We start from the raw sequence: 15,070 nt of genomic DNA on the forward strand, positions 1-15,070 counted from the left end.
ACCGGTTCCGCGCCGGTCGGTATTCTTCGTCCCCATCAAACACGGGGAAGAGTGGTGACCACGCAAGGTTCGGCCTTGCAGTGTGGGGCGGGGGCCTCCACGCCGATAGGGACTGACGAGGGGTAGTTCCGGGTCGGCGTGGAGGCATGCTCCACATACGTTCGGCCCCGCATCACGCGGGGCCCTTCGCGTATCCCCGGCCTACTTCACGACGTCGGGATCGTCCGTCGCGACGGGGCCGTTCAACAGATACGGATCGCGATCCAGGTAGGCCTTCGTCTCCCGCGCGATCAGACCCGACAGCACCAGCAGGCCGATCAGGTTCGGCAGGGCCATGAGGCCGTTCATCACGTCCGAGAAGTTCCAGACCACCTCGAGCTGGGTGGTGGCACCGATGAACACCACGATCACGAAGATCGCGCGGTAGGGCACCACGCCGCGGCGACCGACGAGACGCTCGACGCACCGCTCGCCGTAGTACGACCAGCCGAGGATCGTCGAGAAGGCGAAGAAGACGACCGAGATGGCAACGATCCAGTGACCCCAGTCCCCACCGAGGCCGTCGGCGAAGCCGGCCGATGTCATCGCGGCGCCCTGCTCGCCGGACTCCCAGGCTCCGGTCGTGACGATGACCAGACCGGTGAAGGTGACGACGATGATCGTGTCGATGAACGTCTGGGTCATCGACACCAGGCCCTGACGCACCGGGTGGGTGGTCTGGGCGGCCGCGGCGGCGATCGCCGCGCTGCCCATGCCCGACTCGTTCGAGAAGATGCCGCGCGCCACGCCGTAACGCAGAGCGATCATGAAGACCGATCCGATGAAGCCACCGGTGGCCGCCGTGCCGGTGAAGGCATCGGTGAAGATGAGCGCGAAGGCATCGGGGATCTGCGTGAAGTTGACCGCGAGGACGATGATGCCGGCGCCGACGTAGAGGAGGATCATCGCGGGCACGAAGCCGGCGGTGACCCTGCCGATGGACTTGATGCCGCCGAGCAGGACTGCCGCGGCGAGCACGGTCATCACGATGCCACTGAGCCAGGTCGGCACACCGAAGGTGCCGTCGAGCTGGGTAGCGACGGTGTTGGCCTGGGTCATGTTGCCGATGCCGAAGCTGGCGAGCACGGCGAACACCGCGAACAGCAGACTCAGGACGAGACCGGCCTTGTTGGGGATGGCGCGGGCGAGGTAGTACTGCGGACCACCGCTCTGCTCACCCTTGGCGTCGGTCGTGCGGTACTTCACGCCGAGGAACGCCTCGGAGTACTTGCTGGCCATGCCGACCAGGCCGGTGACCCACATCCAGAACAGCGCGCCGGGCCCGCCGAAGTAGATCGCGGTGCCGACACCGGCGATGTTGCCCACGCCCACCGTCGCGGCGAGCGCGGTGGTCAGTGCCTGGTACTGGGAGATGTCGCCTTCGGTGGCGCCTTCGTCGTGGCGGGTGATCAGACCCAGCCGCAGTGCGGGCCACAGCTTGCGGAACTGGATGCCCTTCAGCCGAATCGTGAGCACGAGGCCCGTGCCCAACAGCAGCGGGATGAGCAGGTACGGCCCCCACACCACCCCGCCCACCTCGACGAGGAAATCGTTCACCGAATCCATCCGCGTCCTCCTGATCGTCCGAAGCCCCCGACAGCGTCCGACCGGCCGGTGCCGGTGACGTCTGCGCTCGGGACCCGGCAGAGTCTAAGCTTCCGTGGCACGCAGTGTCCCCGGACCCCGCGGCGCGTCCGATATGCGTTCTTCTCGATCGGTGGGCGGCAGGCCGCGTCAGTCGCGACGCGATTCCAGCACCGCGTCAGTCGCGACGCGATTCCAGCACCGCGTCACTCGCGACGCGATTCCAGCACCGCGTCAGTCGCGACGCGCTTCCAGCACCGCGTCGTACAGTTCGCGCTTCGAGACCGTCGCACCGGACGAGGTCGACGCCGCTTCGGCGACGACGGCGCAGGCGTCCTTCAGCCGCATCCCGTCCTCGACCTTCCGTTCCACCTCGTCGACGAGGTCGACGGGGTCGGTGGCCACGGCAACCGCCCCTTCGAGCACCACGGTGATCTCACCGCGCGCGCCCTCGACGGCCCACTCGGCGAGTTCGGCGAGCGTGCCGCGGCGCACTTCCTCGTAGGTCTTGGTGAGTTCGCGGCAGACGGCGGCGCGACGGTCACCGCCGAGCACGTCGACGGCGTCGGCCAGACAGGCCGCGAGCCGGTGCGGTGCCTCGAAGAACACCACGGCGCGAGGCTCCTGGACGAGCGTGCCGAAATACGCGCGTCGCTGGCCCGGCTTGCGGGGTGGGAACCCGTCGAAGCAGAACCGCTCGACCGGCAGGCCCGACAGGGCGAGGGCGGTGGTCACGGCGGACGGACCGGGCAGGCAGGTCACCGGCAGACCGGCCTCGACGCACGCCGCGACGAGCCGATAGCCGGGATCGCTCACCGACGGCATGCCCGCGTCGGTGACGAGCAGGACGGTGCGGCCCTCCTCGATGTCGGTGACCAGGCCCGGCAGTCGCGACACCTCGACCTGATCGTAGAAGCTCACGACCCGCCCGGTGATGGTGACGCCGAGCGCCGCGGCGAGTGCCTTGGTGCGCCGGGTGTCCTCGGCGGCGATGACGTCGGCGGTGCCGAGAGCGTCGCGGAGACGCGCCGAGGCGTCACCGATATCTCCCATCGGAGTGGCGGCCAGCACGAGCCGGCCCTCTCCCGGATTCGCGCCGTGGACCGGTTTGGCTGCCTGCATACGGCTCAGCCTACGATCGGAACGTGACCGTGACGGACCGCAGCCCTTCACAGGCCCCCGGCCGTGGTCCGTCGGCAGCGCAGGATCGTCGCCTCATCGGTCCCGGCCCGTTGGTGCCCGGACCCGAGCCCCTTCCGGGAGATCGGGCGCGCGGCTGGATCGTCACCGCCTTCGTCACGGCGCTCGCCGCGATCACGCGGTTCACGATGCTCAACTACCCCACCGATGCGAAGACGCCGGTGTTCGACGAGAAGCACTACGCCCCGCAGGGCTGGCAGGTGCTCACCGGCGGCTGGATCGAGGACAATCCCGGCTACGGGCTCGTCGTGCATCCGCCCGTCGGCAAACAGATGATCGCGCTCGGCGAGGCACTGTTCGGATACACCGCGTGGGGTTGGCGTTTCTCGGCCGCTGCGGCCGGCGTCGTGCTCGTCCTGCTGGTCGTGCGGATCGTGCGGCGGCTGACCCGCTCGACGATGCTCGGCGCGATCGCCGGTCTGCTGCTCGTCGTCGACGGGGTGACCTTCGTGTCGTCCCGCCTCGGCATGCTCGACATCTTCCAGGCGGTCTTCGTCGTCGGCGCCTTCGGTTGCCTGATCGTCGACCGCGACGACGTGCGTGCCCGGATGGCCCGGGTCCATGCCGAGGGCCGTGTTCTCGACAGTGTGTGGGGTCCGCGCTTCGGTGTGCGCTGGTGGCGCTTCGGTGCGGGCATCCTGCTGGGTCTCGCGGTGGGCACCAAGTGGTCGGGCCTGTACTTCATCGCGTTCTTCGGGCTGATGTCCGTGGCCTTCGACCTCGCGACGCGTCGCGCGTACCGGGTGCAGCGCCCCTGGGTGGGGACGGCGCTGCGCGACATCGGTCCGGCGCTGTATGCCCTCGTGCTCGTCCCGCTCGGGGTGTACCTGTCGACCTACTGGGCGTGGTTCGCGAGCGAGACCGGCGTCTACCGTCACGCGGTCGGCTCGCGGATCGGCCACGACGGGATGTTCTCGTTCGTGCCCGACGCGCTGCGGTCACTCTGGTACTACAGCGCGAGCGTCCTGGAGTTCCACTCCGGCCTGACGAACTCGGCCGGCAACCAGCATCCCTGGGAGTCGAAGCCGTGGACGTGGCCGATGGGCCTGCGTCCGATGCTGTACTACTTCGCCGACGGCGAGCGGATCAGCGGATGCGACGCCGAGCAGTGCGTCAAGGCCGTGATGCTGATCGGAACGCCGGCGCTGTGGTGGGTGTCGGTGCCGGTGCTCGGATGGGGACTGTGGCAGCTGCTCGTCCGCCGCGACTGGCGGTGGGCCGCGGTGCTCACCGGATACGGCGCGGGGATCCTCCCGTGGTTCGCGAGCCTCGACCGGCAGATGTACTACTTCTACGCGGTGCCGATGGCGCCGTTCCTGGTGATGGGTGTCGCGCTGGTGCTCGGCGACATCCTCGGGTCGCCGCACGCCTCGACGGAACGACGGACGACCGGGCTGCTCGTGGTGTGCCTGTATGTCGGGCTCGTCATCGCGAACTTCGTGTGGTTGTGGCCGATTCTCACGGCGCTGCCGATCACCCCGGAGCACTGGAACGACCAGCTGTGGCTCCCCAGCTGGCGCTGAGCGGAGCGCAGTCGCTCGTCCCGAGGAGAGCTCAGTTGGGTTCGTCGAGCACGCTGCCCTCGGCCAGCTCGACGTCGCGGTCCCTGTCGGAGCCGTAGCGGATGCCGTCGAAGCGGCGCGCGAATCGCTCGTCGACGACCGTGAGGAAGCCCTTGAGTCGTTGGAGCAGCTCGGACAGGTGGCGGGGCACGAACGGATCGCCGAGCAGGTCGACGGTGGCGACAAGCCGGTCCTCGACGAGCACCACCTTGATGTGCGGCCACGTCCGGTTCAGTTCGGTGAGCTCGGCGAGCGCGTGGGTGCGACCGCCGGTGGGCGTGGCTCCCGGGGTGTCGTCCTCGGGGATCGCGTGCAGCAGCGGTGCCCACAGCCGGATGCTGCCGTCGTCGTCGATCACGACGAAGACCACATGGGAGTCGAGGACGACGACGAAGTCGCCGTCGGCGTCGACCGGCACAGGGCGGCCGAGGGCGTGCGCGAGCGCATCGCTCACGCGTTCGCGGAGGTCGCCGAGGGCTGAGGGCGGGTGTGCCTGCAAGAAGGCCGGATGCGGCACCTTCCCGCGACCGCGCAGCACCGACACGATGTGCCGGGCGAGCGTGTCGGCCTCGGACACGGGCCTGGTGACCGGCTCGGATCCGGTGACCTCGATCGTGGCGTATCCCCCGGCGCTCGCGAGCACCCGCACGCAGGCCGCGGGCCCCGAGGCGGTCTCGGCGTGCAGTTCGAAGGCGTCGGGTCCGGCGAGTTCGGAGATGCGCCGGGCCAGTTGCGAGGCGTAACGGGACCAATCGCGGTCGAGGGCCTCGTCGAATCGGTCGGTGTCGGTCACGCGCACTCCTCTCGAAGAGCAACTGCCGGGCAGGCGACACCGTACTCGGGGTGGGCGACAACTCACCGCAGGCACGCGGCGTCGTGTGTCACCCGTGATGCCGTCGTCCGGCCGCCGCCCACACCGCGACTCGCGATCCGCGTTCGAGGATGTCGACGATCGCGAATCCTGCCCGTGCGAGAACGGTGCTCACGGTCATCGAGACGGTTCCGGTGTCCTCCCCCGGTCCTGCCCCGTCGATCACCCACAGTTGTCCGTCGTCGGTCAGCAGCGGCGCGAGGGCGGCCGCGGCGGCGGTGTCCTCGCGGAGGTCGGGGATGTCGAGTGCGTAGATGCGGTCGAACTTCTCCCGCTGCGCGAACTCGTGGGCGCGGGTCACCGAGGGTGCCACGCGCACGCGGCCGTGGGGACCGACGTTCTCGGCGACCACGGCGGAGGCGGGCCCGGCGTCGATCGCGAGGACGGACGTGCCCGGACGCGCATCGAGGACGTCGAGCAGGAACTCGACGTCCTCGATGTGGGACCGCTCGGTCATTCGACCTTGCGCAGTGTCCGTTTCCTGCGCCCGCCCGTGATCAGGGGGTCGCGCTGCAGATCCCGGTACAGCGACACGCACAGACCGATCATCACGAGGAGGAAGGGAGCTGCCGCGATGATCGTCATCGTCTGCAGGGCGTTGAGGGCTTCCTCGCCGCCGCTCCACAGCAGCAGGGCCGCGACACCGCCGGTGAGTCCGCCCCAGAAGACCACGACGCCGCGATTCGGCGCGAGGGTGCCGCGTTGACTGAGGCTGCCCATCACCATCGACGCGGAGTCCGCTCCGGAGATGAAGAAGATGGCGATGAGGAGCATCGCGACGACCGTGGCGATGCCGGTGAGCGGGAGGTTGCCGAGCACCCCGAACAGCTGTCCTTCGACGCTGTCGGCACCCGCGATGTCCAGGCCGTCCAGCTGCTGTCCGATACCGGCGCCGCCGAACACCGAGAACCAGATGAGGCTGACGAGGCTCGGGACGAGGATGACACCGACGATGAACTCGCGGATGGTGCGGCCGCGGCTGATGCGGGCGAGGAACATGCCGACGAAGGGCGCCCACGAGACCCACCACGCCCAGTAGAAGATCGTCCAGCTCGACAGCCACTCACCTGCGGCCTCGTTGGAGGCGGCCGTGCGCGCCGACATGCGGGCGAACTCCGCGGCGTAGGCACCGAGGGTGGTGGGCACGAGGTTGAGGATGAAGACGGTGGGTCCGAGCACGAACACGAAGATCGCCAGGATCGCGGCGAGCACCATGTTGATGTTCGACAGATATTGGATGCCCTTGGCGACACCCGTGACCGCGGAGGCGATGAACGCGAGCGTGAGCAGTGCGACGATCGCGACGAGCAGCATCACTCCGGCCGTCTCGAGCCAGCCGGTGACCTCGAAGCCCGAGCCGATCTGCAGCGCGCCCAGGCCGAGCGACGCCGCGGTGCCGAACAGGGTCGCGAACAGGGCGAGGATGTCGATGACCTTGCCGAGCGGACCTTCGGCCCGGCGTCCCAGCAGCGGGATGAACGCCGAGCTGATGAGCTGCTTGCGACCCCTGCGGAAGGTGCCGTAGGCGATGGCCAGACCCACCACGGCGTAGATCGCCCAGGGATGCAGGCTCCAGTGGAACATCGAGGTCGCCATCGCGACGCCGGTGCCGCCGGTGCTGCCCGGTGGCGGCTCGACGAAGTGCGAGAGCGGTTCGGCGACACCGAAGAACATCAAGCCGATGCCCATGCCGGCGGCGAACATCATCGAGATCCAGCTGACGGTGCGGAACTCCGGCTTCTCGTCGTCCTTGCCGAGCGGAATGCGGCCGTATCGGCTCACCGCCAGCCAGAGCGCGAAGAACACGAATCCGCTCGCCGTGAGCACGAACAACCAACCGAACTCGACGACGATCCAGTCGAGGATGTTCCCGGTAACGGTCCCGAAATTGTCGGTGGCGGCCAGGCCCCACACCACGATCGCCGCGACCAGCGCGGCAGCGACTCCGAAGACCACTTTGTCGGTCTGCGGCGGATGCGCCGCGGACGCGGCTACTTCAGAAGCACGGGCGCCCGAGACCTCGTCGATCTCCTCGGACCCGGGCCGATCACCAGGGACATTCATGCGAACAAACCTTGCAAGTTTCGGGCGCCTGCGGAGCGGAATCGTCGAACCCGAGAAAATCATCACATTCCGGACGCGCCGTGCATTCTCTGCACGAACCGGAAGATCGGCAGGTCAACCCGCGCGCAGGGCGGCCGAGACGAACTCGAGGATCTCCTCGTCGGACATCCCGAGTGCCCTCACCTCGGTTACGTACTCGTTGGTGGATCGCTGGGCCCGCGTGCGGGTGGGATCGCCCGTGTCGGCGACGAACGTCCCCGCCCGCCCCCGGGCCTCGAGCACACCCACCTTCTCGAGTTCCCGGTAGGTCTTGGCGACCGTGTTCGGAGCGATGCCGAGGGTGTCGGCGAGGCCCCGGACGGTGGGCAGCTTGGTACCAGCGATCAGCTCACCATCGTGGACCAGGTCGACGATGCGTCGCCGCAGTTGCTCGAACGGCGGGACAGGCGAGTCTGGATCGATGGCGAGGTCGAACATTCTCGCAGGTTATCAGCGCTCGGTGACCTTGACGGGCGCTTCGGCCGAGGGCACCTCGGCAGGGGCGTGGTTGTAACTCCCGGTCTCGAGCAGGTCGCGGATCTGGATGAGCAGATCGGTCTCGCTCAGCGGCTCGTCCTCGGGCTCCTTCTCCGGCGCGAAGCGGGCCTTGGCCGCGTTGACCGGCACGATGAGCACGAAGTAGACGACGGCCGCGATGATCAAGAAGTTGATCGCCGCGGAGATGACGGCGCCCAGGTTGACGAAGGTCGCGTCGTTCGACGAGAGCAGGCGGAAGCCGAAGCCCATCTCATTGTCGCCACCCACAGCAGCGACCAGCGGGTTCACGATGTGATCGGTGAACGCCGTGACGATGGACGTGAACGCCGCGCCGACGACCACTGCGACGGCGAGTTCGACGACATTTCCGCGCAGCAGGAAATCCTTGAAACCTTTGAGCATCGTGCTCCGTGCCCTTTTCTGGTGAGAATTCGAAAAACTTCAGTGCGCGGAGATCGTAGTAACGCTGCCCACCGGCTTCAACAGGGACGAATCGGGCAACACGGCGGCGGGTGGCAGCGGGTTACGGATTGCGCCGGGGCAGAATCGGGCCATGGCAACCACGGCGACGATCTATCACAACCCGCGCTGCAGCACGTCACGCAACACTCTGGCGTTGCTGAAGGAGAACGGACTCGAACCCACGGTCATCAAATATCTCGAGACTCCGCCCTCCCGAGACGAACTGCAGGCGCTGCTCGATGCGGCAGGTCTCACACCGAGTCGAGCGATCCGGAAGAAGGAATCGCTCTACAAGGAGCTGAACCTGGCCGAGGCGTCCGAGGACGAACTGCTCGATGCGATGGTCGCGAATCCGATCCTCATCGAGCGTCCGCTGGTCGTCACCGACAAGGGCACCGTGCTCGCGCGTCCGGTCGACAAGGTGCGCGAGATCCTCTGACGAGGAGTTACAGGACCGCCCGCGAGAGCGGGCACGACATGCATCGTGGACCGCCGCGGCCGGAACCGAGTTCCGACCCGGCGATCCGCAGTACCTCGATCCCCGAATCCTCGAGGCGGGTGTTCGTCTCGACATTGCGTTCGTAGGCGACGACGACGCCGGGCGCCACGGCCAGCGTGTTGTTCCCGTCGTCCCACTGCTCACGCTCGGCGACAACGGAATCCAGACCGGTGTCGATGACACGCAGTTTCTCGATCCCCATCGCGTCGGCGGCGGCCTCGAGGAAGGGGCGCGGCCCCGAGATCTGCACCGCGCCGTTCTCGCGGTGGATGGCGAACGCCTGGAGGCTGTCCCGGATCGCCGGGTACATCACCACCGCGTCGACGTCGACCATCGTGCACACGGTGTCGAGGTGCATCGACGCCCGGCGCTGCTCGATCGGGACCGCCAACACGGTGTGCGCGAGCTCGTCGTCGAAGACACTGCGCGCCAACGCTTCCGCACCGGCGGGACTCGTCCTCTCCCCCACCCCCACGGCGACGACGCCGGGCGCGAGGAGCAACACGTCGCCACCCTCGACGGGCGCGGTGTGCGATTCGTACGCGCGTCGCACGTGGAGGAATTGCGGGTGAAAGGCGTAGATGAGGTCGGTGAGGCTGGTCTCGCGCCGGCGCGCGGGCAGCGCAAGATTGGGGATCGCCACGCGCGAGCCGATCCAGAAGGACGAATCGCGCGTGAAGAGCAGGTTCGGCAGCGGTGCGATCGCGAAATCGGAACCGTGGTGCATCAGCCGCACGAGGGACGGGGCAGCGCCGTTGCCCACCGCGGGCAGTTCGTCGAAGGTCATGCCCGCGATGAGGATCCGGGCGAGCTCGGCAGCGGGCAGGGCACGCAGATGGCCCGTCAACTCCTCCGCGAGGGCATAACCGAGACGCTGTGCGTCGACGGCCGACGACACGCTTTGCACCCGCGCGGCGCCACTGGCCTCGAGTGTCTCGGTGAGCAGGTCGGCCAGCAGGAACACCTCCACCCCGCGGCTGCGCAGCAGCTCGACGAAGGCGTCGTGTTCCTCCTGGGCGCGCGCCACCCACGGCAGGGCGTCGAAGAGCAGCTGGTCGTTGTTGCGGGGCGTGAGGCGTTCGAGTTCGGCACCGGGCCGGTGCAGCATCACGGCGCGGAGTTCACCGACTTCGGACTCGACACCCCAGCGATGACTCATATGCTCACGGTATCGCGCAGGACGGCGGCATCCGGGTCAGGCGCGTCGAGTACGGCGGCAACGATTGCGAAGAACACACCGAGAACACGAGGGAGATTTCATGGCCGACGACCCGCTCGGGTGCCTGGCACCGTTCGCCGGGCGCTGGACCGGAGGTGGCGACGGCCACTACCGCACGATCGACGACTTCGCGTACGACGAGACGATCGAGTTCGCCACCATTCCCGGAAAGCCCTTCCTGATGTACGTCAGCCGTACGCGGCACCGCACGGAGGGACGCCCGTTGCACACCGAGAACGGCTACCTGCGCCGCAGCGGCGACGACGTCGAACTGCTCGTCTCGCAGCCCACCGGGTTCGTCGAGATCCAGCGGGCCCGGCCGGAGGGCGGCGTGCTGGACTTCACCACCCTCACCCTGGAGCGCTCACCCGACGCCAAGCCCGTGCACGAGGTCCGGCGGCGTTTCGAGGTCGACGGCGACGTGCTGGTCTACGACTTCTGGATGGCCCACGCCGACACCCCTCTGACGCATCATTTGCACGCCGAGCTGCACCGCGCGCCGGAATGATTCAGGTGGTTCCGGCCCCGCCGAGCGGTGTCGGATCCACTGAATCATGTCGCGCCGAATTTCATTTGGTGCCGACGACGCGACGGAAGTAGTCGTTGGCGGCCTGCATGACGAGGTTGTAGGGCGGCGCGAACTTACGCGCCCACCAGTAACCGAACCGGGTGTCGAAGGACGTGTAGACGATGAAGCGGTTCTTCAGGATGCCGGTGACGATGCGCTCGGCCACCTTCTCGGGAGTCGCGGCGTGGCGGACGAACCGTTGGGTGAGTTTGCGGACCTCGGGACGATCACGGTCGACGCCGACGATCTGCACGGTGTCGACGAGCGGTGTACGCACGGCCCCCGGGACGACCAGCGAGACACCGATGCCGTCGCGCTTGAGGTCGAACCGCAGCACCTCCGACACTCCCCGCAGACCGAACTTGCTTGCGCTGTAGGCGGCGTGCCACGGCAGGGCGAGCAGCCCGGCGGCCGAGGAGACGTTGACGATGTGCCCGCCGCGACCGGCCTCGATCATGGCCGGCACGAAGTTCTCGATGACGTGGATGGGCCCCATGAGGTTGACGTCCACCATGAGCTTCCAGTGCTCGTGCTGCAGCCGGTCGACGGTGCCCCACACCGACACTCCGGCGACGTTGGCGACGATGTCGAGCGACCCGCACGCCTCGTGCACGTCGCGGGCGAAGGCGGTGACGGCCTCGTAGTCGGAGATGTCGAGGGCGGCCGAGTGCAGCACGGTGCCGCCGCGTTCACGAACGCTGCGGACGACCTCGTCGAGGGCCTCCTCCTGCAGGTCGGTGAGCACCAGCCGGGCCCCGCGATCGGAGGCCGCATGGGCCAGGGCGCGGCCGATTCCGCTGGCCGCGCCGGTCACAAGGAATTTGGTTCCGCGCAGGTCGGTGATCGCCATGGCGACACCCTAGCCTCGCCGTGACGACTCGACGCTCCGGCGCGCCACGGACGAACCGGATGCGCCGGAGCGAAGCGACTTGTGTGTCCGAGCGAAGCGACTTGTGTGTCCGAGCGAAGCGACCTGTGAGCCGGAGTGTTGGGCTCCGGCGGATGGAAACTCAGAGCCGCTGGGCCATCTCCTCCTGGTATTGCCGAATCGTGCGCTCGATCATCTCGACATCGTCGTGGCGATTCTCGCTGCGCGCGAGGTCGGCGCGCTCGCGCAGTACCCGGATCGCCCGACGCAACTCGTCGTCACTCATCCTGTGGTCCATGACACACAGTCTGCCGGGTTCGGCGTGGACCCGCCAGCGAATGGCCCTGCATACGACGAAAGCCCCGCCGAGGGCGGGGCTTTCAGGGGTGGAGCTGAGGGGAATCGAACCCCTGACCTCTTCGATGCGAACGAAGCGCGCTACCAACTGCGCCACAGCCCCGTAGGTTCCGAGGGAACCGACTCGCAAACTCTAGCAAACCACCCCGTCCATCACGAAATCGGAGTGTCGGCGCAGGTGACGGGCGATTTCACGGCCTGCTCCGAAGACGGGTCGGGGCCCGCACAGATTCGGTGCGGGCCCCGCCGTAAGCGTCGCAGGACGATCATTCCCCCACTGCGCGGGGAACGACGTAGTCGCCGGACTCGTCGTCGCCGTCGCTCGCTCGGACGTCGTAGCCGTGGTCGATGCCGTAGTCGTCCTCGTAGCGATCGAGGTGCTCGAACTCCGGATCCTCGTCGTCGACCTCGAGGACCACGGCCCCCGGGCGACGCAGGCTCTGCGGAACGTCGTCGTGGCCGCCGCGGGCCCCCGCGCGGGACCGTTGCAGTCGCGCGAGGCGACGCCGCCGGATCTCCTGCTCGAGATGCACCTGGCGCCGCAGGTAGAACAGATAGGCGACGAGGGCCACGGCCGCGAGACCGGCGAGCCACCACATGACCGACGAGACGATCAGGGCGAGCGCCGAGGTCATGATCGCGGCGATCAGCAGGCCGAGGACGGCCCGCTGCCGGAATTCGTATCGTGCGGCGCTGGCGACCGCATCGGCGTGCGGGTCGAATCCGCCGCGGCCCCGGCGTTGCGGTGCGTGTGTGCGCACGGGCTCACGATCGGGTGCTGCTTCGTGGTGGACGTCGGCCTCGTCGGAATCGATCTCCGGCCTGTCGTCGAGTTCAGTGTTCATGCGGTCCTCCGCGGGGGTGCGGTGCGTGCGGTCACGACTCGGACGCCAATGAGGATCGCTGCGGTGCCCGGCGGCCGGCCCTCGAGGGGTGATCGGCTCGTCGTCTCCGCGGTGCAGAACTCGAGTTGCGAGCGCGGCGTCGGTCGTCTGCCGGATTCGAGGACGCTTCGTGACCAGCATGGGAACCAGAACGAACAACCACACGGCAACGAGCCCGATCCACAGAAGCGAGTTCGGCATCCGGTGGTCCTCCCTCCAGTCGTCGCCCTACCAGCCCGTCGACGCCACCGACCTACATGAGGCTAACGGCATCACCGCGTTTACCTGTACAGAAACGCCGACTCGATCGACAACAGACGTCACTCGAGTCACGCGAAACCAATTGACACTTTCTTCACTCTAATCACAGAGATCCCACACGCGCTGGGGATTGTTACTCGAGTTGCGAGTAACCTGCGTTACATAGCGGACGAACCCGACTCGAGACGGAAAGCGATCAGGACCAGGTCGCGCGACCGGCACGGACGAGGCGATCCGAGACCGAGCCCGGCACCTCCTCGACCGTCATCGCGACCAGCAGATGGTCGCGGAACCGGCCCTGGACGTCGAGGTAGCGCTTCAGCAGACCTTCCTCGCGGAAGCCGACCTTGCGCAGCACCGCGCGACTGGCCTCGTTCTCCGGGCGCACGGTGGCCTCGACGCGGTGCAGCCCGACCGGGCCGAAGCAGTGGTCGAGGCCCAGGGCGACGGCGGCGGTCGCGACACCGAGGCCGTTGACCTCCTTCTCCACCCAATAGCCGATCCAGGCCGAGCGCAACGCTCCGCGCACGATGTTGCCCACCGTCAGCTGCCCGCAGAATCTGCCGTCCAGCTCGATGGCCATCGGCAGCATCAGGCCCTTGTGGGCCTCCGAGCGCAGACTCCGGTAGAGCCCGGGCCACACCGAGATGTGGTGCCGCATGTCCCACGGCGCCTCACCGGTCGGCTCCCACGGCTCGAGATGCGCGCGATCTCGCAGACGCAGACGGCTCCACGCCGCGGCGTCGCGCAGTCGGATCGATCGAACGGTCACCACGCCCCCTGCCACCCGCAGCGGCCCGAGCTCCGCCGGCCAGCCGGGATGACGGGACATCAACCACGCTGCCCGAGGAACGCCACGTCCACCGGGTCTCCCGTGCGGATTTCGGAGACCTCGGGATCGACGATGACGAGACAGTTCGCCTCGGCGAGGGTGGCGAGCAGATGCGACGACGAACCCGCGGCGCCGCCGAGCGCCTGCACGAGATAGTCGCCCGTCGTTTCGTCGCGCATGAGCCGGCCGCGCAGGAAACCCTTGCGATCGGGGATCGAGGTGATGGGGGCGACCGTGCGTGCCGAGACCACGCGGCGCATCGGCTGGCGACGGCCGAGCGCGATGCGGATCAGCGGCCGGACCATCACCTCGAAGACGACGAGCGCGCTCACCGGATTGGCGGGCAGCAGGAAGGTCGGCACCTCGTCGCGGCCGAGACGTCCGAAGCCCTGGACCGAGCCCGGATGCATCGCGATCCGCTCGACGCCCATCTCGCCGAGATCGGACAGCGCCTCGCGGACCTCCTCGAGCGCGCCGCCGCCCACGGCCCCGGCGATCACGACGATCTCGGCGCGGATCAGCTGACCCTCGACGACCTCGCGCAGCCGCTTCGGGTCGGTACTGGCGATCCCGACCCGGTTGACGTCGGCTCCGGCGTCACGCGCGGCCGCGGCCAGCGCGTAGGAGTTGACGTCGTAGACCTGTCCCGGCCCCGGGGTGCGGTCGACGTCGACGAGTTCGCCGCCGACGGAGATGACCGACAGTCGCGGGCGCGGATGGACGAGCACCTTGTCGCGGCCGACCGCGGCGAGCAGACCTACCTGGGCGGCCCCGATGATCGTCCCGGCCCGCACTGCGATGTCGCCGGGCTGGACGTCGTCGCCGGTGCGGCGCACGTAGTCGCCGGACCGCACCGGTTCGAGCACCTTGATGCGCGCGGCACCGCCGTCGGTGTTGTCGAGTGGCAGCACCGCGTCGGCGAGCGTCGGCAGCGGCGCACCGGTGTCGACGCGCACCGCCTGACGGGGCTGGAGACGGATCGGCTGACGCGAACCGGCACGCACCTCGCCCACGACCGGCAGCGTCACCTCGGCGGGCGCGGACCCGCCGTCGGTCTCGGCCGGGGCTTGGAGGTCGACGCTGCGCACGGCGTAGCCATCGATCGCCGCCTGGTCGAATCCGGGTAGGGGTCGCTCGGTGACCACTTCCTCCGCGCACAGCAGACCCTGCGCCTCGGAAATGGCCACCCGGACCGGCCGGGGTGCGACTGCCGCCGCCGTGACCCTGGCCTGCTGATCCTCAACCGACCGCATACCGCTTCTC

The 15,070-nt window shown here is 68.4% G+C and carries 16 protein-coding genes and 1 tRNA gene; 3 read left to right on the forward strand and 14 right to left on the reverse strand.

The window, feature by feature from the left end:
• Positions 1 to 201 precede the first annotated feature (201 nt).
• Both BLV31_RS20695 and rsmI read right to left on the reverse strand, forming a co-directional pair.
• A complete protein-coding gene (locus BLV31_RS20695; protein WP_041803560.1) occupies positions 202 to 1,605 on the reverse strand; it encodes an alanine/glycine:cation symporter family protein in 1,404 nt (467 codons plus the stop codon).
• Positions 1,606 to 1,857: 252 nt separating this feature from the next.
• On the reverse strand, positions 1,858 to 2,745 hold the full coding sequence (rsmI, locus tag BLV31_RS20700; RefSeq protein ID WP_051424886.1) for a 16S rRNA (cytidine(1402)-2'-O)-methyltransferase: 888 nt from the start codon (positions 2,743 to 2,745) through the stop codon (positions 1,858 to 1,860).
• A 23-nt stretch (positions 2,746 to 2,768) separates the two neighbouring features.
• Between rsmI and BLV31_RS20705 the strand changes: the two genes are divergently transcribed.
• Positions 2,769 to 4,346, forward strand: coding sequence for a dolichyl-phosphate-mannose--protein mannosyltransferase (locus BLV31_RS20705; RefSeq protein WP_064061783.1), 1,578 nt, complete (start codon positions 2,769 to 2,771; stop codon positions 4,344 to 4,346).
• 31 nt (positions 4,347 to 4,377) lie between these two features.
• Here the strand turns inward: BLV31_RS20705 and BLV31_RS20710 are convergent, their stop codons facing one another.
• The 5 genes from BLV31_RS20710 to mscL all read right to left on the reverse strand — a co-directional run bounded on the left by BLV31_RS20710 (position 4,378) and on the right by mscL (position 8,259).
• Positions 4,378 to 5,178, reverse strand: coding sequence for a T3SS (YopN, CesT) and YbjN peptide-binding chaperone 1 (locus BLV31_RS20710; protein ID WP_064061785.1), 801 nt, complete (start codon positions 5,176 to 5,178; stop codon positions 4,378 to 4,380).
• Positions 5,179 to 5,266: 88 nt separating this feature from the next.
• The gene (locus BLV31_RS20715; RefSeq protein WP_019288786.1) at positions 5,267 to 5,713 is read right to left on the reverse strand and encodes a hypothetical protein; all 447 of its coding nucleotides are present in this window, start codon (positions 5,711 to 5,713) and stop codon (positions 5,267 to 5,269) included.
• Positions 5,710 to 7,320, reverse strand: coding sequence for a BCCT family transporter (locus BLV31_RS20720; RefSeq protein ID WP_006553803.1), 1,611 nt, complete (start codon positions 7,318 to 7,320; stop codon positions 5,710 to 5,712). The genes BLV31_RS20715 and BLV31_RS20720 overlap by 4 nt, the downstream gene beginning before the upstream one ends.
• 114 nt (positions 7,321 to 7,434) lie before the next feature.
• On the reverse strand, positions 7,435 to 7,797 hold the full coding sequence (locus BLV31_RS20725; RefSeq protein ID WP_006553802.1) for a GntR family transcriptional regulator: 363 nt from the start codon (positions 7,795 to 7,797) through the stop codon (positions 7,435 to 7,437).
• Between the two features lie 12 nt (positions 7,798 to 7,809).
• Positions 7,810 to 8,259: a large conductance mechanosensitive channel protein MscL gene (gene mscL / locus BLV31_RS20730; protein ID WP_006553801.1), complete on the reverse strand. Its 450-nt coding sequence runs from the start codon at positions 8,257 to 8,259 to the stop codon at positions 7,810 to 7,812.
• Positions 8,260 to 8,410: 151 nt separating this feature from the next.
• Between mscL and arsC the strand changes: the two genes are divergently transcribed.
• Complete coding sequence (gene arsC, locus BLV31_RS20735) at positions 8,411 to 8,758, forward strand: arsenate reductase (glutaredoxin) (protein WP_006553800.1); 348 nt, start codon at positions 8,411 to 8,413, stop codon at positions 8,756 to 8,758.
• A 7-nt stretch (positions 8,759 to 8,765) separates the two neighbouring features.
• On the opposite strand, the gene arcA is transcribed toward arsC, so the two are convergent.
• On the reverse strand, positions 8,766 to 9,977 hold the full coding sequence (gene arcA / locus BLV31_RS20740) for an arginine deiminase (protein ID WP_006553799.1): 1,212 nt from the start codon (positions 9,975 to 9,977) through the stop codon (positions 8,766 to 8,768).
• A 100-nt stretch (positions 9,978 to 10,077) separates the two neighbouring features.
• On the opposite strand from arcA, the gene BLV31_RS20745 reads away from it, so the two are divergent.
• Positions 10,078 to 10,545 carry a heme-binding beta-barrel domain-containing protein gene (locus BLV31_RS20745; protein WP_006553798.1) on the forward strand — a complete coding sequence of 156 codons (468 nt, stop codon included), beginning with the start codon at positions 10,078 to 10,080 and terminating at the stop codon, positions 10,543 to 10,545.
• Between the two features lie 61 nt (positions 10,546 to 10,606).
• On the opposite strand, the gene BLV31_RS20750 is transcribed toward BLV31_RS20745, so the two are convergent.
• From BLV31_RS20750 to glp, 6 genes are all read right to left on the reverse strand, one after another.
• Positions 10,607 to 11,455 (reverse strand): SDR family oxidoreductase, encoded by an 849-nt coding sequence (locus tag BLV31_RS20750; RefSeq protein WP_064061782.1) that lies wholly within the window; start codon positions 11,453 to 11,455, stop codon positions 10,607 to 10,609.
• Positions 11,456 to 11,615: 160 nt separating this feature from the next.
• The gene (locus tag BLV31_RS25140; protein WP_153811617.1) at positions 11,616 to 11,759 is read right to left on the reverse strand and encodes a hypothetical protein; all 144 of its coding nucleotides are present in this window, start codon (positions 11,757 to 11,759) and stop codon (positions 11,616 to 11,618) included.
• A gap of 101 nt (positions 11,760 to 11,860) precedes the next feature.
• Positions 11,861 to 11,933, reverse strand: a tRNA-Ala gene (locus tag BLV31_RS20755).
• A gap of 163 nt (positions 11,934 to 12,096) precedes the next feature.
• A complete protein-coding gene (gene sepX, locus BLV31_RS20760) occupies positions 12,097 to 12,915 on the reverse strand; it encodes a divisome protein SepX/GlpR (RefSeq protein ID WP_064061781.1) in 819 nt (272 codons plus the stop codon).
• A 256-nt stretch (positions 12,916 to 13,171) separates the two neighbouring features.
• Positions 13,172 to 13,807 carry a GNAT family N-acetyltransferase gene (locus tag BLV31_RS20765; protein WP_019288787.1) on the reverse strand — a complete coding sequence of 212 codons (636 nt, stop codon included), beginning with the start codon at positions 13,805 to 13,807 and terminating at the stop codon, positions 13,172 to 13,174.
• Positions 13,807 to 15,060 carry a molybdotransferase-like divisome protein Glp gene (gene glp / locus BLV31_RS20770; protein WP_019288788.1) on the reverse strand — a complete coding sequence of 418 codons (1,254 nt, stop codon included), beginning with the start codon at positions 15,058 to 15,060 and terminating at the stop codon, positions 13,807 to 13,809. Before glp ends, BLV31_RS20765 begins: the two co-directional genes overlap by 1 nt.
• Positions 15,061 to 15,070: the final 10 nt, after the last annotated feature.

Source organism: Rhodococcus pyridinivorans, assembly GCF_900105195.1.
In the GTDB taxonomy this organism is placed as follows: domain Bacteria; phylum Actinomycetota; class Actinomycetes; order Mycobacteriales; family Mycobacteriaceae; genus Rhodococcus; species Rhodococcus pyridinivorans.